We start from the raw sequence: 24286 nt of genomic DNA, 5'->3' as shown, positions 1-24286 counted from the left end.
ATATTTGGATGGATAGCGCTGAGCCAACTCAGAAATTGCGATCCAAATTCGAGTTATTAAATACCCTCTCACCCAGGAGATTAGCATGGCAGACTTTCCCGACTAGGGATTCAGACAGCTCTTCCACCTATCAAGCGACAGGTAATGGCTCTGATTTGATATTAAAACCCGTGCATCCTTAAAGATCCTATTTATAAGAGAAGGTAATTATTTGCTCCTTTGTGAGGTTCTAAATCTGGACGGTTGCTCTCCTCATCCTTCCAATACGCGAACACGGTTGAGGCAAATTATGGCCAACGGAGCTGCTAAACAAGAACCCTGGATTGGATTTGAATAAGAATATACGCTCTTTCAGGGTGCTCAGCCACTCGGGCTGGCCCGATCAAGGTTATACTGCTCCTCAAGGGCCTTTCTATTGTGGTGTAGGGGTAGATTGAAGTAATTTGGCCATCCTTTTAGTGGAAGTAGTGGAAGTAGTGGAAGAACACGCCAACGCTTGTTTGGATGCCGGAATTATGCTCTTTGGCACGAATGGGGAAGTGATACCAGGACAGATGATGAAACCCCTGATTCCCTGACTGTTTCTGAGACCACCTTTGGCTCGCTCGATGGTTACTGTATTGCATTGGAGAAGAGTACGGTATTACTTGCTACCCTTCGCCCGAAATCCGTATCAAAGGGGATTGGAATGGAACTGGTAAACAGACTAATTTCTCGATTAAAGCCGTGCGTGATTCAAAAACAGGCAAAGAAGCTATAACCAGACTATTGAGCGGCTCTCCAGGAGCACCATGAAGCGCATATCGCCGTATACGGGGATAGATTAGAGGAACAGGCGCTTACTGGAAAGCATGAAACGGCTCATATCTCACAATTTTCTTCCGGCATTGGTAATCGTGGTGATTCCGTTCCAATTCCGCGGCCTGTAGCTTCGCGAAGATACGGCTATATTAGACCGCCGACCAGGCGCTAACGACCCCTACCAGGTTACCAGGTGGCGGCCATTCTGTTAGAGACAATTTGTGGGATTGAATTGCCCGAAACCGATCCGATAAAAACCATGATATAGGCATGCACTAACTTATAAAACTTATAAATAAACTTATAAATAAACTTATAAATAAACTTATAAATAAACTTATAAATAAACTTATAAATAAACTTATAAATAAACTTAATAATTATAAATAAACTTATAAATTAAATAATCGATAGTAATTTTCGGTAGTTTTTCGAGCGATTTCGTTTAGAGAAGTATTTTTTAATTTCGCAATGAATTCGGCTACATAGAGCACATATTGCGGTTCATTTTTCTTACCTCGAAACGGGACAGGAGCTAAATAAGGAGCATCCGTTTCGATTAGCATCTTTTCTAAAGGAACCCGTTCAGCAACTTCAGCGACATTTTTAGCATTTTTAAAAGTCACAATACCAGAGAAAGAAATATAAAAGCCCAAATCCATCGCTTGCTGCGCCATTTCCCAACTTTCTGTAAAGCAATGCATCACTCCACTCACTGCTTTTGCATTTTCTTCCTGCATAATTTGTATGGTGTCAACTTGGGCATTGCGAGAATGGATAATTAATGGCTTAGCGAGTTTTACAGCCACTTGAATATGGCGACGGAAACGATCTCGTATCTCCTCCTCCAAACAACTTTTATTATAGTAGTAATCCAAACCTGTTTCGCCAATGGCTATTACTTTAGGATGACTAGCTAGTTCAACTAATTCCGCCATAGAAGGTTCATGATCTACTTTTTCACTAGGATGAAGGCCTACACTCGCAGAAACATTATTAAATTGTTCTGCAATTTCAATAACCCTTGGTGCATTTACTAAGTCAACACCTACACAAAGAATGTTTTCAACGCCGACATTTTTCGCTTTTTCAATTAAAGATTTTAATTTCCCATTATAGGGGGTTAAATCGAGCATATCCAAGTGACAATGTGAATCAACTAACATTTGTGCGTTTCCAACATTAAAAAAATTTCTTCTAAAAGCAATTGTGAGTTTACTGCTATTGATCCCGTAACCACCCGCCAAGTTTCTTGCAACTGTTGCAATATTTCAAGCAACTTTTCCTGTGACAATACCGATGATAACTCCTGTAAAAGTGGCAAATGATCTACGTTAAGGACAAAATCATGACAATTAAGCTGCAGGCGCAGAACACCCATAAGAAAGATAATTATAATATGCAAAATTAATTTAATATCTTCTTTCAATAAAGCATTCACAACCATCACGGCCGATTCACGTTGCGTTACTGTGTTTATTAGTGACTTCAATAAACGATCCCGCAATGGCAAATAATTTAGCGATTCTAATTCTATCGCTTGTAATGGAGCATAATTCGCTACTGTTAATAATTGAAGTGCTTTATTTTTATCTCCCTTAATCTGTGCTTCTACCCATTGAAGTACCGCTGAGTCAGAATAAGCCTTAAATAGGACTCGTTGACATCGACTAACGATAGTTGGGGGTAAAGCTCCAGGCTGATGAGTAACCAAGATTAAGAGAACTTGTCCTGAAGGTTCCTCCAAAGTCTTTAAAAACGCGTTAGCCGCTGCTCGATTCATTGCTTCAGCAGGTGAAAGAATCACTACTTGATAATGGCCCTGTTGCGAAGTTTGATTGAGCGCGTCAATTAGCTCGCGAATTTGTACCACTTTAATAGTTTTACTTTTTTCTTCCATACTCACCTCAAAAAAATCGGGATGGTTCCCGACACGAAATAATTGGCAGCCTCGACATATCCCACAGGCTTCTGTTTGGTTGCGCTTACAAAGAATTAATTCTGCTAACGATTTAGCAAACCTTGATTTACCTAAACCACGACTACCGGTTAAAAGGAGAGCATGAGGCATCCGACCTTGCTGATGACAAGCTACAATTTTGTCCCACTGCTTTTGTTGCCACGGGTAAATCATTTAGTTCTTAGCCTCTAATTTTACTTTGAGAAAGGTCTGCTTGCTAATAGCGGGTCGATTACCTGGCGTAATTGCTCTCTAACCACCGATAATTCCTGATCTGCATGAATTACTCGAAACCGTTTGGGTTCGCATCGCGCTTGAGCAAGATAGCTCTCCCGTACTCGCTTGAAAAATTCCAGACCCTCTGCTTCAATTCGATCTCTCGCTCCGCGGCTCTTTACGCGACTTAAACCAATCGAAACGGGTGCGTCCAATAAAAAAGTGAGATCCGGTTTTAAATTACCCTGAACCCATCGTGCTAATTCTTCGATGTGTTTAACCGCGATTCCACGGCCCCCGCCTTGATAGGCAAAACTCGCGTCGGTAAAACGATCGGACAATACCCACTGCCCCCGCCGCAAAGCTGGCAAAACCACTTGTACAATATTTTGTGCACGTCCTGCAAACATTAATAATAATTCGGTATCGGGGCACATCATTTCGTTGTAATGATTGAGAAACACTTCACGAATGGCTTCGGCAATGAGCGTACCACCCGGCTCTCGGGTAACGACGTAAGGAATATGATCAACCTCCAGGCGCTCGCGGATGTATCGGAGCGCTGTAGTTTTTCCTACCCCTTCAATTCCTTCGAAGGATATAAAACACCCTCGTTCATCTTCCATATTTTTCTCCCAGTGATAGATAAGGTGCCACCCATGACCCATGGTGGAATTATGATGATTTCTTTATCATTCTGTTGGTATTTTTCACGATGGGCTTGATACGTAGCGAAAAATACATGGCTCCCATCCCCCCCCGAGCCACATGATAGAAGGCCTCCCCAGGAGTAGGATTTACAGCAGCCAAAATAGATCCCCGCGATGGCATATCAATTAGCGTTGGAGGCAACCCATAATTTTGATAAGTATTATAAGGGGTATTAGAGACTAGGTCTTCTTTAATAATCGGGCTGTCGTAAGGCCGCCCCAATCCATACAAAACCGTGGGATCTACTTGTAAAGGCATTCTTTTTTTAAACGTCGCAAGATCACTCCAGCTATTTCAAGACTCTCTTTGGATAATGCAGTTTCTTTTTCTGTTAATGAAGCAACAATAAGCGCTTGATAGGAATTTTTATAAGGTAAATTCTTTGACCGACTTTGCCAAGCTTTCTTCAAAATTGTTTGCATTCGATCGTAAGCTCGGCGCAATATTTGAAAATCAGTCTCTCCCCAAGTGAAAAAATAAGTGTCAGGGAAAAATAGCCCTTTAGGATGTCGATTGTCTCCCAATTTTGCCATGATTTGTTGGTCGCTCAGTTCATTAATCGTATGCAGAATATGAGAGTTGGCTTCTAACGCTTCTTTGACTTGACGAAAGGTCCATCCTTCAATAAAGGTGACGCTTCGTTGTTTCACTTTTCCTGCCACAATATTGTCTAATAACTCTCGCGCAGTCATAGTGCGTCTAACTTGATACTCTCCCGCTTTTATTTTAATAAAGGAGCATCTTTCGTAAGGTGAGCTAATAAAATAAAAATTTGTGTATGCTTTATCACCCCCCCCTTGGAATATAATGGTAAGCTAAATAACGAACCCCAGTTGCGGGCGGTATTTTGATCGTAGCCGCTTGTTGTACTTCTCTTTCACTACGCATGGGCATATAAACAAAACGATGGATGTCACACAATAGCAAACCACGTTCCCAAAATTAAAATAAAAAGGGCAGCAATAATGAAAACGATTTTTTTTAAATAACGACATGAAATAAAGTCTATACCTTCCTTAGCACCAACGTACCGTTGGTTCCCCCAAATCCAAAAGAATTTGACATCACTGTAGTAATGTTTATTTCCCTCGCTATCTGAGGGACAAAATCTAAGTCACAGTCTTCATCGGGATGTTCTAAATTAATCGTCGGTGGCGCCACGTTATCTCGAATAGCCAAAACCGAAATCACCGTTTCAACTGCCCCCGCGGCCCCTAACATATGACCCGTCATTGATTTTGTAGAACTTACGGCTAATTTATAAGCATGATTCCCAAAAATTTTTTTGATAGCCAGCGCTTCCAGATGATCCGCCGCCTGTGTAGAAGTGCCATGAGCATTAACATAATCTACTTCTTCAGCAGGAATCCCGGCATCGACCAAGGAATTTTTCATACAAGCGTAAAAACCCTCACCACCCGGAGCAGGCGCCGTCATATGGAAAGCATCCCCGCTCATTCCGAAGCCAATCACTTCCGCGTAAATGGGGGCGCCACGCTTTTTTGCGTGTTCCAATTCCTCTAATACCACCGATGCCGCTCCTTCACCTAATACAAAACCATCTCGATCCTTATCCCAAGGACGACTGGCTTTTTCTGGTTCATCATTTCGGCTTGAAAGTGCCCGCGCCGCTGAAAATCCGCCAATCCCTAAAGCCGTTGTAGCCATTTCGCTTCCTCCCGCTACCATGGCATCCGCATCATTATCTGCAATAATTCGGGCAGCATGGCCGATATTATGAAGACCTGTGGTACAAGCAGTAACGATGGAAATGTTAGGGCCTTTCAAATTGTAGTTTATAGACACTATCCCAGATGCCATATTAATGATGGCACCAGGGATAAAAAAAGGTGAAATTTTTCGAGGTCCATCGCTCAATAGCGTCTGATGATATCTTTCAATCCAGGGCATTCCCCCAATCCCAGAACCAATGGCAACACCTACTCGAGAAGGATTGTTTTCATCAACGACAAGCCCAGCGTCTTCGATGGCTTGGCGAGATGCCTCTACAGCGAATTGAACAAAAACATCTGTTCGTCGAACTTCCTTAGGGTCTAAGGACAGATTCGGATCAAAATTTTTTACTTCTGCTGCAATTTGCGTGGCAAAAGCGGATGCATCAAAGCGCGTAATGCGGGCAACTCCGCTTTTACCTTCTAAAAGGGCAGCCCACATATCTGGAACATTGTTCCCCACTGGGGTTACTACTCCTAAGCCTGTTATCACAACGCGTCGATTCCCCAATTTAGCGCTCCTCAGAGACCAAGCAGAAAAAACTACAATTTAAAAATTGATCAGTTAATCAGTAGATTCACTTGCAGAATGCGATTTAATATAATCAATCGCTTGCTGAACGGTCGTAATCTTTTCTGCCTCTTCATCGGGGATTTCAGTATCGAATTGCTCTTCCAATGCCATCACCAGCTCAACCGTATCTAAAGAATCAGCACCGAGATCATCTACAAATGAAGCATCATTAGTGACTTCTTCTTCTTTTACTCCTAATTGCTCAATGATAATCTTTTTGACTCGTTCTTCAACTGTTGCCATATTTTCGGCTCCCCTTCTTAAAAACTAAATAAGTGAATTCGGTTAATAGTAACATTTTGTTACTTGTATTCAAGCGCTATACCATACACATTCCACCATTAATATGCAATGTCTCTCCGGTTATATATCCAGCTCCATCGGAGGATAAATAAACTGCAGCTTTAGCGATTTCTTCGGGACGTCCCATTCGTTTCATGGGCACCCGAGTCAAAATAGCTTCTTGTTGCTTTTCTGACAATTCGCCTGTCATTTCCGTTTCAATAAAGCCAGGAGCGATACAATTCGCTGTAATGCCATAAGCAGCATGTTCCACAGCGATAACTTTCGTAAGACCTATAAGGCCAGCTTTAGCAGCGATATAATTTGCTTGCCCGGGGTTTCCCATAATGGCTACGACCGAAGTAATATTGATAATCCGGCCCCACCGCTTCTTAAGCATTGACTTCAAACACGCCTTAGTCAAATGGAAAACACCATTCAAATTAGTTTCAATAACGGCCTCCCATTCTTCAGACTTCATGCGGAGAAAGATGTTATCACGAGTAATACCAGCGTTATTAATGAGAATGTCCACCGAACCGAAGTCTTCCTGCATCTTAGCCAAAATAGTTTTCATAGCTTCTGGGTCGCAAACGTTTAAAGCATACCCTTTTCCTTTAAAACCTTTCTCAGCGAAGATTTGAGTAATTTTATGAGCACTCTCTTCGGAGGTAGCTGTTCCAAGAACAATAGCTCCTTGAAGACCTGCTTCTTTAGCAATTGCTAATCCAATGCCACGAGAGGCTCCCGTGATTAACACAATTTTTTCTTCAATAAACATACCTTATATTCCTCTTCATTTAACTAATGGCTTTTTTTTACTTCACCCACTCTAGGGCAGCTAAAATTAACTCTGTCGTTGTCAGTGGGAATGTTTTGCTTCGGCGTTCGATGCGCTTATTCAAACCCGCTAATTTATTATCCGGTCCGCACTCTCCAAAGAATTTTATTCCTCGCTTTACCATTTTTTGGATAGTTTCTACCCATCGCACAGGATCTACGAGTTGCTTCACCAACGCAGTGCGAATTGCCTCACCCCCCTGATGCTCAGCCACATCTGTATTATGGATCACAGGAATCGTAGGCGAAGTCATGGTTACCCCGGCTAAATCTCGCGCAAGACGTTGAGCCGCCGGCTGCATCAAAGGGGAGTGAGAAGGCACACTGACGGGAATGCGCTTAGCAATTTTAGCGCCCTTAGTTTTAGCCAACGCAAGAGCACGTTCCACAGCCAATGCATCTCCAGATATTACCGTTTGAGCAGGAGAATTTAAATTGGCAGGCCTCACGACCGCGCTCTGGGCCGATTTTTCGCATATTGCTTCGATCTGCGATTCACTTAAACCAATAATCGCTCCCATTGCTCCTTCACCTGGGGGCACCGCCTCTTGCATGTAGCGACCTCGGCTTTCTACTAATTGGACAGCATCTGTAAATCTCACTGCTTTCGCGCAAACCAAGGCCGCGTATTCCCCCAAACTATGACCAGCCATCGCTTGAGGTGGAGACCCCCCTAAATCCTCCCAACACCGAAAAATAGCGACATCGACTACCAACAGAGCGGGTTGGGTAAATTGAGTTTGGTCCAGTTTTTCTTGAGGACCCTGTTGGGTCAGCGCCCACAAATCATATCCCAGAACAGAAGATGCTTCGTCAAAGGTTTCTCTAACTAAAGGTTGCTCTTGGGCTAATTCTCGGAGCATCCCCAGGTGTTGAGATCCTTGACCTGGAAATACTAAAGCAAATGGTAGAGGCATGATGTTATTATTTCTCCATTAATACTTTAATAGAGCAGCACCCCACGCTAATCCTGCTCCAAAGGCTTCTAACAATAAGGTTTCACCACGCTGGATTTTGCCTGATCGAACAGCAACGTCGAGGGCTAAAGGAATAGAAGCAGTAGAGGTGTTCCCATGTTTTTCAATAGTTAAAATAACCCGCTCCAGAGGTAAGCCAAGGCGTTTAGCTATGGCTTGAATAATCCGCATATTTGCCTGATGAGGTATCAACCAATCAATATCCGATCTTTTAAGGCCGCTCTTTTCCACAGTCTCATCAACAATTTCTCCTAATTTCGTCACAGCCACTTTAAAAACTTCATTACCCCGCATTCGCAAGGGAAACTCATTTAATTCGCGATCCCATATAGGACTTTTGGAAGTAATTAAGTCTGCGTAGTTGCCATTAGCGTGGAGAATTATTTTTAGGATTCCCGGTTCTTTATCGGCTTGCAAAATTACCGCTCCAGCTCCATCCCCAAATAAAATGCAGGTACTTCGGTCTTGCCAATCCACTATTTTCGTTAGAGAATCCACTCCAATGACCAAAACGGTTTTAGCACCGCCCGTGCAAATATATTGATCTGCAACGCTTAATCCATACACAAATCCTGCACACGCCGCATTTAAATCAAAAGCAGGAATATCATCTCTTAAATTTAAATAGCGCTGGACTAAACAAGCCGTACTTGGAAAATAATATTCTGCCGTAGCCGTTCCCACGATAACCATATCAATAGTGGAAGGGTCAATCCCAGACATTTCAATAGCACGTTTGGAAGCATTGACTGCCATCGTGGTAGTGTTATCAGGGCTCGTAGCGATAATATGGCGTTCTCGCACGCCCACCCGTTTCATTATCCATTCGTCTGAAGTTTCAACCATTTTCTCCAAATCCTCGTTGCTGAGGATTTGTTCCGGGATATAGCTACCAACTCCCCAAATACGCGAATACATCATTAGCTCTCAGACTCCTTAAGCACACTGCTCACTTTTTCTTTAATTAGCTGTGGAATATTTTTATCGACTTCAAGAATGGCTTCTTCCACAGCCGAAACGAAAGCATTAACATTGGCACTACCGTGACTTTTTATCACAATCGCATTTAAGCCTAAAAAGGTTGCTCCATTATAACCTTCAGGATCGACTCGCTTTATTAAGCGTTTAAAAATAGGGATAGCGGGTAATACCGCCAATTTGGTCCACCAGGCCTCTTTGAAAGCTTCCCGCGCATATTGCGCAATTAATTTTGCTACGCCTTCTGTAGCTTTTAATACCACGTTCCCCACAAAGCCATCACAGACAACTACATCGGCGACATTATCAAAGATGGAGTCACCTTCCACGTACCCAATATAATTAATTGCTTTGCTTTTCTCAAAAAGCTCGTTGGCCTTTTTTACTAGCTCGTTCCCTTTAATTTCTTCTTCACCAACGTTTAGCAATCCCACTCTGGGGTTGGGGATGCTATCGGCAGCCGCTGCTAAAATAGACCCCATCACAGCAAATTGGTATAAATTTTCAGGGCTGGAATCAATGTTAGCACCCAAATCCAAAACTCGAACTTCCCGTTCATTTTTGGTAGGAAACGAAGCGATAATAGCGGGTCGGTCAATACCTGGTAAGGTTTTAAAAACATAACGGGCTATTGCCATCAAAGCACCAGTGTTGCCCGCACTGACGCAAGCCTGCGCCCGATTTTTTTTTACTAAATTTATAGCCACTCGCATCGAAGAATCTTTCTTCGTCCGAAGCGCTTGAGAAGGAACTTCGTCCATTGCTACCTCCTCAGTGGCGTGCACAATTTCCCATCGATCCCCCACCGCTTTGCCACCCTCTGTTATTAAGGGACGAAGCCGCTCCTCTTTGCCCACTAAGAGAAGTTTGACATGGGAGTATTTCTTAAGAATTGACAATACCGCGGGCACAATGACTTTGGGACCGTGATCACCACCCATGGCATCCAGTGCGATTGTCTTCACCATTAATGGTTACTCTTCGTCTTCGTAAGACTCTTCTAAAGTAATAACTTCACGGCCTTTATAATATCCTTCTGGACTAATATGATGCCGCAGATGCGTTTCCCCCGTCACGGGATCTTTGGATAATACGGGAGCGCGCAAATTATCATGTGAGCGACGCATACCGCGTCTTGAACGAGTTTTACGACTTTTTTGTACTGCCATTCTCTCTACTCCAAGGTCTGACATTGCTCGTGCTTTGGGATCATCCGGTAAGCTGAGCAATAATTCTTCTTCTATTTAGTTCTATTAAAGTTACTCTCTCATCAGTAACTAACAATGGTTCATAGGCTTGCGCGGCAATCGCTTTGCCTCATCATCGTCCCTTACCGGACTTAATACAAGGCCTTACGTTTATATCATAGCTCACTGCTTCGCCATAACGCTCGAATTCGAATGTGAGGTAGGTCTGGACACCAACTTTAATAAAACGAAACCCAAACTTTTCTTGGCCAAACTCAAAAAAAACCACTACCACCTCTCTCGGATTTTCCACCAAGGGAAGCAGTCACGTTAGTTCCTTTAAAGGCACTTCACCTTCTTAAGGTTACCCACCGATCGCAAAGTTCAAAGGGATTGATTTTTAATGGTAATCGATCACCCACCACCCATCCAAATCTAGCGAGGCAATGGTATATGGGAATAGGATGGGTGTCAAACTGCCACCAGTGAGTGAACTACCGGCGATCTAAACTTTCCAAAATGATAATCAAGAGGTTCACTGAACACTAAAATAAATAAAGAATATTCGGAGGCTGAAGGCTGAAGTGCAAATTCATAATCCCGAGATTGCTCTGTTCTACTCAACAAGCTCGCAGATCTCTTAGAAATTCAAGGAGAAAATTCTTTTCGTATCCATGCCATACCGCTCCGCCGTCCGGCTTATCAACGAATTACCTCAGAGTGTAGTAGATATGCTAAGGGAAGGCGAAAATTTAACCGAATTACCCGGTATTGGAGAAGCTCTAGTAGAAAAAATAAAATTATAGTTAAAATAGGCAAATTACCCCACTTAGAACAACTTGAGAAAAAATGCCTATGGCACTTGCTGAGCTGTTGCTGATCGAGGGTTTAGGCCCAAAGCGCATAAAAATGCTACATGATAATTTGGATATTAAAAACTCAGCCGATTTAAAAAGAGCATTAGTACATGCTGATATTGAAGGCTTGCACGGTTTTGGAAAAAATAAAAAAGCCCATCTTAGCAAGCATCAAAGCCTTGGAACGAGGAAAGCCTCGTATTAAATTGATTGACTCCGAAAAAATTGCAGTTCCCTTAGCAACTTATTTTCTAACTTATTTTAAAAACAGCCCCGGGATTAAAAAAATTGCTATCACCGGAAGCTATCAATGACGTAAAGAAATCGTAGGTGACCTCGATCTAATCGCCGTTGCTAATAATGGTAAAAAATTATTGAATACCTTACTGAATTTGATAGAATATCACCCGTTATTTCTCACGGAACCATTCGCTCAACTGGAGTTTTACATTCTGGTGTCCAAGTTTATTTGAGAGCAATCAATCCTACAAAAAAGTTATGGTTTTGCCTTACATTATTTCACGGAATGAAAATCTCATAATAATATAGCCATCGGCATCGGCAGAATGGCTATAAAAAAATGAAAGTAAATAAGTATGGTGTATTTAAAAAGATAAAAAGCAAATCGCCAGAAAAACCGAAAAAGAATTTTATGAATTATTTTGGTATCTCTTACATAGAACCCGAACTTATTGAAAATTATGGTGAAATTGAAGCTGCTCTAAAACATCAATTACTGAAATTAATTACTTTAATAAAGATATTCGAGGGCATTTGCATTTTCATACAAAAGCTACCAACGGACGCTACTCCATTGAAGAAATAGGTAAAGGCAGTCCAAGAAAAAGGTTATGAATATCTCGCCATCACGGATCATTCACAGCATCTTTCCGTGGGACGAGGTTTGAACAAAAAGCACTTTATGGAACAAATTAAAATTATTAACAAGCTTAATGAAAAATTCAACGGTTTTACTATTTTGAAATCAATTGAAGTCGATATTTTAGAAGACAGAAAATTAGACCTTAAAGAATTAGATTTAGCAGTTTGCTCTATTCATTACAAATTTAATTTATCAAAAAAAACAAACTAAACGTATTCTTCGCGCCATAGAAAACCCCTACTTTAATATACTAGGCCATACCAGAGGGCGACTCATTCGGCGCCGCGATCCCTATTTTGTTAATGTGGAAAGACTAATTGAAGCGGCAAAAATGAATGGGTGCATCCTAGAAATTAATGCCCAACCCGAACGTTTAAACTTAGATGATGTTCATTTCAAAATGGCTAAAATAGCAGTTAAAATGGCAATTTTAACTGATGCCCACACCATCAATCAAATCAATTACCTTGAATTTGAGATTGATGTGGCCCATTCCATGTTGGCCTGAAAAAGATGTTGTTAATACCTATTCTCTTCCCAAGCTCAAGAAATTATTGCGACAAAAATGAATTTGTATCTACTAAGGATTTTGGTATTATTCGGACATGAAAAAAAGGCTCAGAAGAAAATTGGCATTATTTATTGCTATTTTAGCAATAGCTCTTGTTCAGAATAGCTCCTATGCCAATTCAATGCTTGCTGACTCTCAGCCCCCTAAAAAATCTAAGAACATTATAACTAAAGCCAATTGTTAACATATAAAGTACTACGATAAAAAATACTACGATAAAAGAAAAAACATTACCACTATAAAGTAGTTTGAAAACAACCGGTCCATTTTGAAGCTAAGTTAGAAAAAATTCTAAGTTACACTCAGTCCCGCTCAGCAATCGATTCTGGAAAGGCGTTTAGCTCAACAACGTCAAGTTATAAAAACGCGTGCGGGTATTAGCTTTTATGAACCCACTTACCATCCTACCGTATTATTATACCTGGAGGGCGACCGTACCAATCTATTTATGAAGGCCATACGCCTAAAAATAAACCACTGAAGAGTGAAGAATTTAAAGGCCAAATGAGTGTGCAATTTCCCTTATGGTATGACATTGTTTGGAAGTAACGTTTCACTTTAATGTCTCCTATACACAACTCTTCCTAGTGGCAATTTTACGCTAAGTCTCAGTTTTTTCGCGAAACGAATTACGAACCACAGCTTTTTTTAAGCGATCATTTTTCTCGCAACAGTTTAATTGCTCTTGGAATTAATCATCAATCCAATGGTTGGGAAGACGAATTAGAAAGAAGCTGGAATCGTCTCTTTTTACACTTTACGTTTACAGGGTCTCATTGGATGATGGATATAAACCCCTGAATTTTAATTTTTAAATCGGATTCGAGTGACATTCATAACCCTGACATTTGCCGATTTCTGGGATATGGGCGAATGGTTTTTTGCTTCGACGTTCCATCAACAAGTCTATTTCATTAATGTTTCGCAATACAATTGAAAGCCGATTTAAACGTGGTGCCATCGAACTTTCTTATTCTTTTCCCATTCATGGATTACTTCACGGTTACATTCAATTCTTTAGCGGGTATGGGCAAAGTTTAATTGAATATAATCACTATACCAATAGTATTGGCGTGGGCTTGATCATCAACAATTGGATTTAGTCACGCTAATCCGCGACTAAACACGAGTTTGTAACAAATAGCATTCCTCGCCACCCAATACTAAACACGTTAATGTTCAAGTATAAAAAGCACCCGTATCCAACGCAATTCGATTAAGGTGTATTTCAGGAGTTTTCACTATGGTATGTCTCATGTACAATAATTTTTCCAAAATCTTCTTTGGAATTTTAAGAATTCACTCCAAATCCATAACAAATCATCTTCATTTTTCTGGTCCAATGGAATCCCAGATCGCACACCCGTATGGGTAAAAAAAATAATCTCCCAATTGATAATGCAACCGAAGCGATTTTAAAAATTCCAGATGCTCTTTTGGCATCAACTGTAAAATCTTCTCCTAAACCACCGATAGGTCCTCTGGATTCTGAGGCAATTCCGTCACATCACAAATCCATAGCTAATTTAAGGTAGAACCACCCACCATTACTTAGCCAAAGAATACCTTCTTCAGGATAAAGAATACCTTCTTCAGGATCTTTAATAAAATTTAAAACAGGCTTTCATGATTACCTTTTAAATATCGAGTTTCAAAATGAGTGGCTAAAGAAAGTAAACCTTCGATCACTCGATAAGAATGGAAGCCACGGTCAATATAATCTCATAATGTAATAGAACATTTCGAAAGGGATGGTGTGAGGCATCCTTTTGAATAGCTTCAAGCAAGGTCCGCAAAAAATCAATTTGCCCGTGAATGTCAGCAATGAGATATACTAAAGTCCTTGTGGACACTTTCATAACCCTAATTAACTTTCATAACCCTAATTATAGTATCGCACTCAAAAACGATCCCTCGAAGCCATTGTTAGTTAAAAACTATTTAACTCTAAATTTCTCTCTATTTTAAAATCTTAAGAAAATGAAACAAATCAGCATCCAAAAGCGCACAAACCCCTAGGACACGACTATCCCAACAACACGCAATTCCTGCAGAATGCAAAAATAATCGTCGCAATCCCAACCTCTTCATTTTCTCATTAAAAACCTTGTCTCCATACTTTTCATCTCCCGCAATCGGATGACCCATATGAGCGGTATGGACCCGAATTTGATGGGTGCGACCTGTTAAAGGTCGCGCTTCGAGGAGTGTAGCATTTGAATAAGAAATAATTGGTCGAAAAAGAGTCAATGCCATTTTTCCATTTTCATCGACTTTTACCATCCTCTCACCGCTTTGCAGGATATTCTTTTTCAAAGGGGCTTCGACTCGTCTTTCCCCTCCCTGCCACAGCCCCTTCACCAGCAAAAGGTATTGCTTCACAACCTTCCGTTGAGTCAGTAGAGCATGAAGTGCCACAAGAAGGCTGCGTTTCTTGGCCACAACCAAACAACCAGATGTTTCCAGGTCCAACCTATGTACCAATTCCAACGATCCATTTTTAGGCCGCATTATGCGTAATGCTTCGATTAGACCTCCATTAATTCCACTTCCTCCGTGTACAGGTAAGCCCGCGGGTTTATCAATAACTAAGAAATCAGCTTCTTCGACAAGAATACGCATTTCAAGCGATATTAATAAAGATTTATCAGGTGTTGTCGGTTTTTTTATAGTCGATTGGTGCAAAGGAGGTATACGTACCGAATCGCCGATGGCGAGTCGATAATCGGCACTCGCCCGTTTTTTATTTACTCTTACTTCACCTTTTCGAATAGCACGATAAATCCGTGCCGAAGGCATCCCCTTTAAACGGCTAATTAAAAAATTGTCCAATCGTTGCCCAGCATGAGAATCATAAATTATAATGCAAGTTAGGGTCAAAATAGGATCCTTTAAGTTACAAACTATATGGTTTTATAGAACAAAGCCTGCTATAGTCGGGTTGTCCGTCATGATATCATAACGTAAAAATGTGAGAAATTGGTGCAAAAAAAGTCAGCTGTATCAATTTAGTCCTGTTATCCCCCAAGGGGATCTGCAGAATGAGATAGGTTATATTCCAGGTTTGTGTCTTAAATTCACAGGAATGACACGCAATAAAACCCAAATTGCCAGCTGGGAAACGATAGATTTTATATAGATTTTATCATGTACTAGCAACCAATAGAACGAACATGATTATTTTGTATTTAATGCGGCGCTCCCAAGAGCGGTTTCTCGGCGAACCTCCAAGCCCAAGCTTGCGGTTGAGCGCCCTAAGAGAATAGGTTGAACAAATGAAAAGAATGCTGATTAACGCAACTCAGCTCCATGAGGTGCGCGTAGCAATTACTGAAAATTCCAAGCTTGTTGATCTTGATATTGAAATCCCTGGCCAAGAACAAAAAAAATCTAATATCTATAAAGGCATTATTACCAGCATCGAACCTAGCTTAGGAGCAGTGTTTGTTAATTATGGTGGCGAACGACATGGATTCTTGCCTTTAAAAGAAATTTCCCGCGAGTATTTTCTCCAAGATATGTCACAAGAGATTGATACCATTGATATCAATCGGGTACTTAAAGTTGGTCAAGAGCTCGTCGTTCAAGTCGACAAGGAAGAACGGGGAACAAAAGGAGCGGCACTGACCACGTTTATCAGTTTAGCGGGGTCTTTTTTAGTTCTGATGCCTAATAACCCGCGGGCCAGTGGTATTTCGCGTCGAATTGAAGGGGAAGAACGCGATCAATTGCGGGAAACTATTAATCAATTGAGCCTCCCCGAAGAAATGGGCTTAATTGTACGCACTGCTGGGCTTGGGCGCGCAAAAGAAGAACTCGAGTGGGACTTTAAAATCTTATTGCGCTATTGGGAAGCTATTAAACAAGCAGCAGTAGCCAAACCAGGTCCTTACCTTATTCATCAAGAAAGCGATGTCATCATCCGCGCCATTCGCGACTACCTGCGTCAGGATATTGAAGAAATCCTTATTGATAATGAGCAATCCTATCAAAATGCTTGCTATTATATCAGTCAGGTTCGCCCCCAATTCATTGAGCGTTTAAAGCTTTATCGGGATCAATTACCTCTCTTTAGTAGATTCCAAATCGAACAACAAATTGAAAATGCCCACCAGCGTGAAGTCCGACTTCCGTCCGGTGGATCGTTGATTATTGATCACAGCGAGGCACTTGTAGCCATTGATATTAATTCAGCGCGGGCTACTCGCGGAGCAAGTATTGAAGAAACAGCGCTTTCCACGAATTTAGAAGCCGCCGAAGAGATTACTCGTCAATTACGTATTCGCGATATCGGTGGCCTCATTGTCATCGATTTTATTGATATGACACCCATTCGTAATCAGCGGGAAGTTGAAAATTGTTTACGTAACGCTTTGAAGCAAGACCGCGCCCGTATCCAAATTGGACGGATTTCGCGATTTGGTTTATTGGAAATGTCCCGCCAGCGGTTGCGTTCTTCTCTAACTCGATCAACTCAAATAGCCTGCCCTCGCTGTGATGGTGAAGGCACCATTCGCAGTATAGAATCGCTAGGACTTTCAATTATTCATTTAATTCAGGAACAAGCTTCTAAAGCTAAGAATATCCATTTCCAATTACAGGCGCCCGTGGATTTGGCCATTTATTTAATTAATGAAAAACGAGAAATCTTAAGGGATATTGAAAAACATTATCCTGTAAAAATAACGATTATTTCTAATCAATACATGGAAACGCCGCTTTATCAATTAAAGCAGATTAAAATTGATTCGGCGAGTCTGGAACATGGCAAAGGGATGCCAAGTTATAAATTGGCCAAAGTTTTTAAAGCTGAAACACTCCAAAAACAAGAAATTAAACCGCTACCAGAACCGGTAATTCAACAATTCTTGTCTACAGAAGAAACCCCTCCTACAGCAGCTGCCACCCGAAAAACACCCAGCGGCGGCTTATTTAAGCGCCTAATGGCAAAGATGTTCGGTGCTGAAGAAGAGGCAAAATCCTCACCTAGAGACTCCCCCCCCCCCTCAGCAGGCAACGCAATTGCCTCGAAGGGGTGAAAGAAGACGCTATTCAGGAGAGCGCCCTCATAGATCCTCATCCGTGGCTGGTCACCCGGGGGACGCTAAACGCCATCATCCTCGAAGCAGCAATAGTAGTCGTTCACGTCGGGGTACCCGGGGTGGGCGCCGAGATCACCATCGAGGTGGCGGCCAAGGTAGTCATTCTGGATACCACATGCAACAGTCGGGGACTTCGTTCTCTGCACTAGCGGATGATAGGGTCGATATAAACCCGCTGCCAATGTCCACTCCACCCTCGTCCCCTTTACCCTTTATGGACTCTAAATTTGAACATCCTTCGGAATATCCAAAGCACACTAATAGTAACAAAAATTTCTATCCAGAAAACGAGAAAAATACTGCTAATAAAATTCCCGAGGACGAGGATAATAGAGGGAATCAATAACTCGCCGGAGAAAAAATTATTGCCCTCCCTCTGACGAGAGGAATTTTTTTAAGAACACCAGTATCCTTAGCTTAGGTCTGTCAACAATTCGCTATATTTCAGTGCGTCACAAATCCTTCGTGCTAAAGACCAAATAGAGGGAAAAATTATAACAAGGGAAAAATTATAACACCCGATTTACGATTATCCATAGCCGAGAGATAAACGCTAATAGTTTTTGCGAGTATCACTGTAAACTTTTATCCCCTAGATTGAATAGATTGAATTCTGTGCCTAACGATAACCAATCTTGCTTCTAATTTCTCGCTTTAGGGAAAAAGTAGGTTGGAAGAGCCGAGAATATTGATCGAAAAATCAAGAAATCAAGTACAATTATAAGTACGTGAAAAAATCCAGGAAAGACAACGGATGGCGCCGATGGACCCTTTAGAAATCTCTGGCTATACGGACATTCAATTGTTCGCCCGCGGCGATTTCTTCGCCTACTATCGCGCTCAAGCCTTCGGACTCCCAACTATACCTCTGTCCTCATCAAACTCACTCTTCTCACGACCGCCGATCACAAGCTCAATGAGCGGACTTGAATACGAATTCCAACTCCTGCAAGAAACCCTTAATTAAAGGGCATCCCCAAAGCCCTCGCTCTTGAGCAGGTCGGGCTCCAACTCGTCTTAATCTTAAAAGCTGAACCCGATTTAACCTTAGATCAGTAGATCAGTTTGTCGATAAAGAAAAACCCTCGCTCACCACGATTTTGACACTTGCTTTGCGCCTGTTGCAGATCCTCACCCAAATCCACAAAGCCAAAATCGTCCATAAAGATATTAAACCCGACAATATCCTCGTCGATCCCAAAAATCTTACCATCACCCTTTTTGATTTCAGCCTCGCTCAAAAAGCTTCTTTGAAAACCCAACCCCACGAAGGCGAATTCGAAGGCAGTTTTCTCCCACATGGCCCCTAAACAAACCAGGCACATCCATCGCCCCATCGATTATCGCACCGATTTTTATACCTTCGATGCCACCCTCTTTAAACTGCTCGGCCGGATAACCTCCTTTCCAAGGCGATCCCCTCGAATTAATTCAAGCGCACCTCCTTACTTAAAGCACCACCCAATTTAACTCAGCTTAATCCCAACATCCCCGCCCGTTTTAACTCAGATCGTGCAAAAGCCGCTCGCTAAATCTAAAGTGCTCATGCGCCCATCAAAGATTTGGAAACCTGTCTGCGGATGCTCAAAGCCGGGGAACGCAAGTCCTTCCACATCGCCATCGGCCGATCTCCCCGAACGTTTCGCCCTCACTTAAAAACTCTATGGACGAAAGCGCCTCATTCAGGAAGTCACTCAATTCCTTGATCGAGCCCAACCCTTAAAAGCACTCTTTATCGCCGGGCCTCCCGACGTCGAGAAAACCTTCCATCATCCGCGAAGTCGAAAAATACATCACCCTCCACGGCGGCTTTACCGCCAAAGGAAAATTCGATCAGCTCCATCGAACCACTCCCTACAGCGCTTGGATTACCGTCACCGAAGCTATCGAAGCTATCGAAGCTATCGAAGCTATCGAAGCTATCGAAGCTATCTTATAAACTTGAGAACTTGAGCAAGATGAAAAAACTTATGTGCGATGGGTGAAAGCTGTCCAAGCAACCGTTGGTATTAATCTTCCTTTTCTCGCCCGAATGGTCCCTAAGTTAAAAAGGATTTTCCCTAGTATGATGATCAGTACAGAATTCTTAAGTGCTGAAGTGCTCGAGATGCGATTTGAATACGCCTTCTCAGAATTCCTTCAAATTTCTGCTTCTTATTTAAAACCATTGACACTCTTTCTTAATGATTGGCAATAAGCTTCCGTTAGCGCTATTCAATTGTTCGCTTTGCTGACTCAAAAATTTGAGCTTAAAAATGTTTTAATTTTGGGTGCTTACCGTTCCACCGAAGTTACTGATATTCACCCTTTGACGCCAGCGCTTCAGTCTTTAAAGACAATACCCAGTCAGTTCGTTGAACTTAATTTAAAACCTCTAACACTTCAGAATCTACAACATTATCTACAACATTGGCTCAGTGATAGTTTCTATCTGATCGGTCGATGATGTGGAAGAATTAGCAATAATCTGCCGAGAGAAAACAGATGTGGCCTTTGACCAATCGCGGAGCCAGCGTTACCCGAAAATCTGCTGGCCTCCAGTGCACAATATTCGATGACCGGATGACTCATTCTATTTTATTGGAGGGCGAGGACGCACATTCGGTAATGCTCGTACTGAATGAACTCAACAAGAACGAAGCGATCGCACAAGTTGTTTCCAGCACCAGTCGTTTCTGCCGCAATGTAAGTTGTTGACACACCCAAGTAGTAGGTAACCTTTTGTTCCTACGTCTCGAAGCCACAACAGGCGACGCTTCTGGACATAATATGCTGACTAAAGCAGCGGATGCAGTGATTAGTTGGCTCCTAGAAAACTACCCCAGCCTCAAATACGTCTCCATTTCGGGTAATATCTGCGTAGACAAGAAGGTATCTGCTATCAACGGCTTATTAGGTCGGGGCAAATACGTTATTGCTGATATGTTAATTCCCCACGCTGTGTGTCAAGAGCGCTTGAAAACTACACCAGAAGCCTTGGTTAATCTTCATATTAAAAAGAATTTAATGGGCTCATTTATCAGTAACTACTAAAGACGTAATAGAATGTTTTTTTAGTCCAATCAAATAATTTACGCTTTGCACCTAAAGAGGTAGCGATAGTGTCAATTTTTGGTAAGATTACTACCAGTTGGCTTCAATCACCCCGGTAAAGGAAGCTGCGCCCTCAGTTTCTACGCCAAACAAAGGAACATCGTTCCACCTATATCGATACCTTCCAAAATACGGCAAGAAAGTCCACCACCACCTACAGCCACAACAATAGCGGCTGGCTTTTTTATTTGGGTAACCACTTCATCTATCAACGTGGAGTGACCGGCCCAAATTTCTGAATGATCAAAAGGAGGGACAAATCCGCCATCGATCTTTCGTACAAATCTTTCGTACAAATGGTTGAACAATCTCATTGGTTTCATCCCACACATCATCTTCAATTTTTAATAGGGCATTTTCCGCTTCCATATGTTTAATAAACAAAGGATGGGTGGTAGTAAGGAACAAATACGGTTACTGGAACTTGAAGCTTACGACCCACATAGGCGAACGGCTAGTCCTGCCCCCAGAAGAGGCCACTAAATGTTTTTTCCAGCCAATACACACACTTCTGACAAAGCTGCCCAATACCACAGATTTTAAAAGACCCTATCGGTTGATAACATTCCATTTTTAAAAAACTCACTCCCGAAAAATTTTTTGAATGGGTCGAGATTTAATGACCGGGGTTTTTACATAAAGCTTTTCCATGCTTTACTTAATTTAATTTACTTGAAATATTCGCGAACGCGTTGAAGATCCTCTTCCGTATCAACGCCAGGCAAGCATTTTTTTTTTGTAACTACCATGTGAATACGACCGCCGTGCCATAAGATACGCAGTTGTTCTAAAGCTTCGAGCTTTTCAGCAGAGCAGCTATCCCAAGAAAGGTATTCTTCTAAAAATCCTACCCGATAAGCATAAATACCTACATGGCGGAAATAATAGCCATTTAATTTAATACTTTCTTTATTATTAAAAGTAGAGCGATCCCACGGGATAGGAGCATGACTAAAATAAAGAGCATAATTTCGACGATTCAAAACCACTTTGGTGGTATTAGGATTAAACAATTCGTCAATATCCGTAATCGGTGTACAGAGAGAAGCTGCTTTTACATTATCATGTTCCTCCAGATCCTCTGCTAGTTTTCGAATAGCCTCCGGGGTAATCAAGGGTTCATCACCTTGCAAACAGATTACAATTTCATCGTCCTCCAAACCCAAAGCAACAACAGCTTCTGCGATGCGTTCCGTTCCCGACTGATGATCAGAAGAAGTCATACAAACCATTGCCCCAAAATCTTCTGCTACTTTACTTATTTGTTTATCATCGGTCGCGATCACAACATCTTCCGCACCACTTTTCACGGCACATTCGTAGACGTGTTGAATCATCGGCTTACCGGCGATATCTGCCAAGGCTTTACCGGGTAGGCGGCTAGAATCATAACGAACTGGTATGATGACTCGGAATTCCATCCTACCTCTCTTCTATTAATGAACGGGCTTTGTCAGCCAACATAACTGGGATTCCCCCTTGAATAGGGTAGGCTAGCTTGTCAAAGCGACAAAGAAGCTCTTCCGCATCTTGCTTATATACCAATTTCCCTTTACAAAGCGGACAAGCTAGTATTTCTAATAGTCTTTTATCCATCAATTACCTCTAAAAAGCTTTGAGAAACAATTTATCATTTTTGAAGTAAGAATCAAGAGGTTCAAAACAGAAGTCCTTTTTCAATTAACGATAAGAGAAAGGTATTTCCTTGTTGTGTCAAACACATTAAATTTGTTCACTATAATAAAAATATGACAAAAGAAAACAAACAAAGATGGTCACAAAAGTTACCGAAAGCAGAAATGCGCTTGACCTTGACGTAGGGGTTTTTAGTTGGAAAAGATCCCAAAAGAATTTCAAAATCCTTAAAAAAATCGGCTGTAGCCAGCAAGCATCAAAAAGGAACTCCTTATCAATCTGCCATGTCGATGCTTAATTTCTATATCAATCAAGCAGGAAAGAAATTGACTGACCAACAGAAAAAGATTTAAACACAAGCGAAAGAAGAACTACGGTCATTGTTCAAAAATGATTAATTATTCTCTTACTTAATCGTAAACTCAAAGGGCGCATTGCCCAGGCTCTCACTTTCAAACCGATCTTCAGAAGTCTGTGAGGCACTATTTCCTTCGGTTGGTCTGAAAAAGCAATTAAGCGATTCGAACTTCCTCCTAGTTCTTCCAATCTTGTATTCAACAACGTAATGATGCATCTCTTAAACCAGTAACGGTAGATGGCATCTTATTATCACCAAAAGAAAAACAACAGTATTATCTTTCATGTCGTCCCGCTCCAGGCTTATTTAAACGATTAGCTTATGAATTTGGTTTATTTAAGATACAATCTCCTACTCTGCCAGATCAAGATGAATATTCGAACGATTCACAGGCATTAATCAATTTTAAAACCCTCTAAATTGATAATTGCCTATTTAAATTTTAACTGACTTATGCTAAATTAGTTAAGTAAAATCTCTTTAGAGTCCATTTAACCATGCAAGAAAACACCCAAAATCGATTGAAAAGTACTTCGATTTATCTTGTCATGATCAATTAGAGCGAATTAAATCAGGCAAGTATTGAGGGACTATGAAATCAATTCTTTTTTTATTCTTTATTCCACCTTTAAATTTCAGCAACGTACAACTCTCATAGGCAGGAATCTCCCATGGCTACATTATCTCTATAATTCTTGCAATCATTATAAGAAAAATTTTGAGAACACTTTTCATTTTAATGCTGACTCTTCTATTATTTCGTTGGATTTCTTCTTAAGAAATGAAAATCCCGACGAAACTTAGAAAATGAGAGAATATGGGATTCGTAGCAGCATTTATTTATCTTATTTCTTTTGCACTAAAAATTTTTCTGAAGTATTTTATTTTCTTTCGATAAAAGAAGCTCATATTGCCAAAAAAGTTGTTTGACATTTCTGAGAAATCAATTGAATTTACTTACTATTTTAAAAAAATAAGAAAAAGCTATAACTCAAAAAGCTCAACTAAGTGATGACAATATTAAATTAACTTCTAATATAACAAACTCTTATAATTTTTCTTTTCCATCTAGCGAATTTAAAACCAACCGATATTATTTAGATTATCTTTATAACAAAGTTTTCTTAACAAAAAATTTTATCTAAAGGAATTATTTGCTTGGAAAGACCCATAAAGAAATAGTTCAAGAATGCAATATCTCGCGCCACACTGTTGAAAAACATTTAGAATTAATTAAACATAAATTCGTCTTTAAAAGTAGTCTGAAATAACAAAAATCATTTTATCTTCCAGACTAAGCTCTCTACTTTTTTCTCTCATTAAATTCAATATTTGAAATTGTTATTTAATTTTTAATTAAATCATTCTAATAACCTAAAAAAATTTGGTGGGCAATTTTTTATAAGGTAGCTCTATTGACTTCTTTTTTATCGAAACATTTCCAAATGTTTTTGCATTATAGCAGGATTTTTGATAACGATCTAAGAATCAAATGGAACACTATCATAATCACCTCGAATCCCGACAT

At 40.9% G+C, this 24286-nt stretch carries 26 protein-coding genes and 4 pseudogenes; 14 read left to right on the top strand and 16 right to left on the bottom strand.

Features of this window, described 5'->3' with window-relative positions; genetic code table 11:
- Nucleotides 1-443: 443 nt before the first annotated feature.
- A complete protein-coding gene (locus CleRt_RS13220; protein WP_306686808.1) occupies nt 444-578 on the top strand; it encodes a hypothetical protein in 135 nt (44 codons plus the stop codon).
- 615 nt (nt 579-1193) lie between these two features.
- On the opposite strand, the gene CleRt_RS03740 is transcribed toward CleRt_RS13220, so the two are convergent.
- From CleRt_RS03740 to rpmF, 12 genes and pseudogenes are all read right to left on the bottom strand, one after another.
- Complete coding sequence (locus CleRt_RS03740; RefSeq protein WP_048875146.1) at nt 1194-1967, bottom strand: TatD family hydrolase; 774 nt, start codon at nt 1965-1967, stop codon at nt 1194-1196.
- A complete protein-coding gene (locus CleRt_RS03735) occupies nt 1961-2935 on the bottom strand; it encodes a DNA polymerase III subunit delta' (protein ID WP_048875145.1) in 975 nt (324 codons plus the stop codon). Before CleRt_RS03735 ends, CleRt_RS03740 begins: the two co-directional genes overlap by 7 nt.
- Nucleotides 2936-2955: 20 nt before the next feature.
- The gene (gene tmk, locus CleRt_RS03730; RefSeq protein WP_048875144.1) at nt 2956-3603 is read right to left on the bottom strand and encodes a dTMP kinase; all 648 of its coding nucleotides are present in this window, start codon (nt 3601-3603) and stop codon (nt 2956-2958) included.
- Between the two features lie 49 nt (nt 3604-3652).
- Nucleotides 3653-4380 (bottom strand): annotated as a pseudogene (gene mltG / locus CleRt_RS11680) (endolytic transglycosylase MltG).
- A gap of 94 nt (nt 4381-4474) precedes the next feature.
- Nucleotides 4475-4609: a hypothetical protein gene (locus tag CleRt_RS13215; RefSeq protein WP_306686807.1), complete on the bottom strand. Its 135-nt coding sequence runs from the start codon at nt 4607-4609 to the stop codon at nt 4475-4477.
- A gap of 84 nt (nt 4610-4693) precedes the next feature.
- A complete protein-coding gene (fabF, locus tag CleRt_RS03720; protein WP_048875143.1) occupies nt 4694-5932 on the bottom strand; it encodes a beta-ketoacyl-ACP synthase II in 1239 nt (412 codons plus the stop codon).
- Between the two features lie 54 nt (nt 5933-5986).
- Nucleotides 5987-6238, bottom strand: a complete 252-nt coding sequence (gene acpP, locus CleRt_RS03715) for an acyl carrier protein (RefSeq protein WP_048875142.1) — start codon at nt 6236-6238, stop codon at nt 5987-5989.
- A gap of 76 nt (nt 6239-6314) precedes the next feature.
- Nucleotides 6315-7058, bottom strand: a complete 744-nt coding sequence (fabG, locus tag CleRt_RS03710) for a 3-oxoacyl-ACP reductase FabG (protein ID WP_048875141.1) — start codon at nt 7056-7058, stop codon at nt 6315-6317.
- A gap of 37 nt (nt 7059-7095) precedes the next feature.
- Nucleotides 7096-8034, bottom strand: coding sequence for an ACP S-malonyltransferase (gene fabD, locus CleRt_RS03705; RefSeq protein ID WP_048875140.1), 939 nt, complete (start codon nt 8032-8034; stop codon nt 7096-7098).
- Nucleotides 8035-8052: 18 nt separating this feature from the next.
- On the bottom strand, nt 8053-9015 hold the full coding sequence (locus CleRt_RS03700; protein ID WP_048875139.1) for a beta-ketoacyl-ACP synthase III: 963 nt from the start codon (nt 9013-9015) through the stop codon (nt 8053-8055).
- Nucleotides 9015-10040 (bottom strand): phosphate acyltransferase PlsX, encoded by a 1026-nt coding sequence (plsX, locus tag CleRt_RS03695; protein ID WP_048875138.1) that lies wholly within the window; start codon nt 10038-10040, stop codon nt 9015-9017. Before plsX ends, CleRt_RS03700 begins: the two co-directional genes overlap by 1 nt.
- Nucleotides 10041-10046: 6 nt before the next feature.
- Complete coding sequence (gene rpmF / locus CleRt_RS03690) at nt 10047-10241, bottom strand: 50S ribosomal protein L32 (protein ID WP_048875778.1); 195 nt, start codon at nt 10239-10241, stop codon at nt 10047-10049.
- A gap of 692 nt (nt 10242-10933) precedes the next feature.
- Here rpmF and CleRt_RS13210 point away from each other — a divergent pair.
- The 6 genes and pseudogenes from CleRt_RS13210 to CleRt_RS14030 all read left to right on the top strand — a co-directional run.
- Nucleotides 10934-11065 (top strand): helix-hairpin-helix domain-containing protein, encoded by a 132-nt coding sequence (locus CleRt_RS13210; RefSeq protein ID WP_306686806.1) that lies wholly within the window; start codon nt 10934-10936, stop codon nt 11063-11065.
- 161 nt (nt 11066-11226) lie between these two features.
- On the top strand, nt 11227-11430 hold the full coding sequence (locus tag CleRt_RS11675; protein ID WP_235379180.1) for a hypothetical protein: 204 nt from the start codon (nt 11227-11229) through the stop codon (nt 11428-11430).
- A 266-nt stretch (nt 11431-11696) separates the two neighbouring features.
- Nucleotides 11697-11942 carry a hypothetical protein gene (locus CleRt_RS11670; RefSeq protein ID WP_235379179.1) on the top strand — a complete coding sequence of 82 codons (246 nt, stop codon included), beginning with the start codon at nt 11697-11699 and terminating at the stop codon, nt 11940-11942.
- Nucleotides 11943-12020: 78 nt separating this feature from the next.
- Nucleotides 12021-12209, top strand: a complete 189-nt coding sequence (locus tag CleRt_RS11665; protein ID WP_235379178.1) for a PHP domain-containing protein — start codon at nt 12021-12023, stop codon at nt 12207-12209.
- Nucleotides 12210-12330: 121 nt separating this feature from the next.
- The gene (locus tag CleRt_RS11660) at nt 12331-12507 is read left to right on the top strand and encodes a PHP domain-containing protein (protein ID WP_235379177.1); all 177 of its coding nucleotides are present in this window, start codon (nt 12331-12333) and stop codon (nt 12505-12507) included.
- Between the two features lie 321 nt (nt 12508-12828).
- Nucleotides 12829-13673, top strand: a pseudogene (locus tag CleRt_RS14030) (phospholipase A); the annotation flags it as partial.
- Nucleotides 13674-14529: 856 nt separating this feature from the next.
- On the opposite strand, the gene CleRt_RS03670 reads toward CleRt_RS14030, so the two are convergent.
- Nucleotides 14530-15450: an RluA family pseudouridine synthase gene (locus CleRt_RS03670; protein WP_048875136.1), complete on the bottom strand. Its 921-nt coding sequence runs from the start codon at nt 15448-15450 to the stop codon at nt 14530-14532.
- A 395-nt stretch (nt 15451-15845) separates the two neighbouring features.
- Here CleRt_RS03670 and CleRt_RS03665 point away from each other — a divergent pair.
- From CleRt_RS03665 to CleRt_RS03645, 5 genes and pseudogenes are all read left to right on the top strand, one after another.
- A pseudogene (locus CleRt_RS03665) lies at nt 15846-17543 on the top strand (Rne/Rng family ribonuclease); the annotation flags it as partial.
- A 49-nt stretch (nt 17544-17592) separates the two neighbouring features.
- Nucleotides 17593-18018 (top strand): hypothetical protein, encoded by a 426-nt coding sequence (locus CleRt_RS14025; protein WP_371440249.1) that lies wholly within the window; start codon nt 17593-17595, stop codon nt 18016-18018.
- Nucleotides 18019-18772: 754 nt separating this feature from the next.
- Nucleotides 18773-18982: a protein kinase domain-containing protein gene (locus tag CleRt_RS14020; RefSeq protein WP_080606372.1), complete on the top strand. Its 210-nt coding sequence runs from the start codon at nt 18773-18775 to the stop codon at nt 18980-18982.
- A gap of 908 nt (nt 18983-19890) precedes the next feature.
- On the top strand, nt 19891-20118 hold the full coding sequence (locus CleRt_RS10000) for a hypothetical protein (RefSeq protein WP_235379157.1): 228 nt from the start codon (nt 19891-19893) through the stop codon (nt 20116-20118).
- Nucleotides 20119-20156: 38 nt separating this feature from the next.
- Nucleotides 20157-20696, top strand: a pseudogene (locus CleRt_RS03645) (hydroxymethylglutaryl-coenzyme A reductase family protein); the annotation flags it as partial.
- 149 nt (nt 20697-20845) lie between these two features.
- Here the strand turns inward: CleRt_RS03645 and CleRt_RS08315 are convergent.
- The 3 genes from CleRt_RS08315 to CleRt_RS08960 all read right to left on the bottom strand — a co-directional run bounded on the left by CleRt_RS08315 (nt 20846) and on the right by CleRt_RS08960 (nt 22361).
- Nucleotides 20846-21088, bottom strand: a complete 243-nt coding sequence (locus tag CleRt_RS08315; protein ID WP_053097856.1) for a pyridoxal-phosphate dependent enzyme — start codon at nt 21086-21088, stop codon at nt 20846-20848.
- 345 nt (nt 21089-21433) lie between these two features.
- Nucleotides 21434-22186 carry a 3-deoxy-manno-octulosonate cytidylyltransferase gene (gene kdsB, locus CleRt_RS03635; protein ID WP_048875132.1) on the bottom strand — a complete coding sequence of 251 codons (753 nt, stop codon included), beginning with the start codon at nt 22184-22186 and terminating at the stop codon, nt 21434-21436.
- Between the two features lies 1 nt (nt 22187).
- Nucleotides 22188-22361 (bottom strand): Trm112 family protein, encoded by a 174-nt coding sequence (locus tag CleRt_RS08960; RefSeq protein ID WP_082160423.1) that lies wholly within the window; start codon nt 22359-22361, stop codon nt 22188-22190.
- 254 nt (nt 22362-22615) lie between these two features.
- On the opposite strand from CleRt_RS08960, the gene CleRt_RS11645 reads away from it, so the two are divergent.
- Entirely contained in the window at nt 22616-22753 is a 138-nt protein-coding gene (locus tag CleRt_RS11645; protein ID WP_235379203.1) for a DUF3175 domain-containing protein, read from the top strand.
- Between the two features lie 1159 nt (nt 22754-23912).
- Nucleotides 23913-24029: a helix-turn-helix transcriptional regulator gene (locus CleRt_RS14015; RefSeq protein WP_082160422.1), complete on the top strand. Its 117-nt coding sequence runs from the start codon at nt 23913-23915 to the stop codon at nt 24027-24029.
- The last annotated feature ends 257 nt before the right edge of the window (nt 24030-24286 follow it).

The organism is Candidatus Coxiella mudrowiae, from assembly GCA_001077715.1.
In the GTDB taxonomy this organism is placed as follows: Bacteria; Pseudomonadota; Gammaproteobacteria; order Coxiellales; family Coxiellaceae; genus Coxiella; species Coxiella mudrowiae.
This window is presented reverse-complemented; position numbering and strand designations above follow the sequence as displayed.

Excerpts from the sequence above, each read along its gene's own strand:
- CleRt_RS03740 (WP_048875146.1), bottom strand. The coding sequence starts at position 1,967 with ATGTTAGTTGATTCACATTGTCACTTGGATATGCTCGATTTAACCCCC.
- CleRt_RS03735 (WP_048875145.1), bottom strand. The coding sequence starts at position 2,935 with ATGATTTACCCGTGGCAACAAAAGCAGTGGGACAAAATTGTAGCTTGT.
- tmk (WP_048875144.1), bottom strand. The coding sequence starts at position 3,603 with ATGGAAGATGAACGAGGGTGTTTTATATCCTTCGAAGGAATTGAAGGG.
- acpP (WP_048875142.1), bottom strand. The coding sequence starts at position 6,238 with ATGGCAACAGTTGAAGAACGAGTCAAAAAGATTATCATTGAGCAATTA.
- fabG (WP_048875141.1), bottom strand. The coding sequence starts at position 7,058 with ATGTTTATTGAAGAAAAAATTGTGTTAATCACGGGAGCCTCTCGTGGC.
- fabD (WP_048875140.1), bottom strand. The coding sequence starts at position 8,034 with ATGCCTCTACCATTTGCTTTAGTATTTCCAGGTCAAGGATCTCAACAC.
- CleRt_RS03700 (WP_048875139.1), bottom strand. The coding sequence starts at position 9,015 with ATGATGTATTCGCGTATTTGGGGAGTTGGTAGCTATATCCCGGAACAA.
- plsX (WP_048875138.1), bottom strand. The coding sequence starts at position 10,040 with ATGGTGAAGACAATCGCACTGGATGCCATGGGTGGTGATCACGGTCCC.
- rpmF (WP_048875778.1), bottom strand. The coding sequence starts at position 10,241 with ATGGCAGTACAAAAAAGTCGTAAAACTCGTTCAAGACGCGGTATGCGT.
- CleRt_RS13210 (WP_306686806.1), top strand. The coding sequence starts at position 10,934 with ATGCCATACCGCTCCGCCGTCCGGCTTATCAACGAATTACCTCAGAGT.
- CleRt_RS11675 (WP_235379180.1), top strand. The coding sequence starts at position 11,227 with ATGCTGATATTGAAGGCTTGCACGGTTTTGGAAAAAATAAAAAAGCCC.
- CleRt_RS11670 (WP_235379179.1), top strand. The coding sequence starts at position 11,697 with ATGAAAGTAAATAAGTATGGTGTATTTAAAAAGATAAAAAGCAAATCG.
- CleRt_RS11660 (WP_235379177.1), top strand. The coding sequence starts at position 12,331 with ATGAATGGGTGCATCCTAGAAATTAATGCCCAACCCGAACGTTTAAAC.
- CleRt_RS08315 (WP_053097856.1), bottom strand. The coding sequence starts at position 21,088 with ATGAAACCAATGAGATTGTTCAACCATTTGTACGAAAGATTTGTACGA.
- kdsB (WP_048875132.1), bottom strand. The coding sequence starts at position 22,186 with ATGGAATTCCGAGTCATCATACCAGTTCGTTATGATTCTAGCCGCCTA.
- CleRt_RS08960 (WP_082160423.1), bottom strand. The coding sequence starts at position 22,361 with ATGGATAAAAGACTATTAGAAATACTAGCTTGTCCGCTTTGTAAAGGG.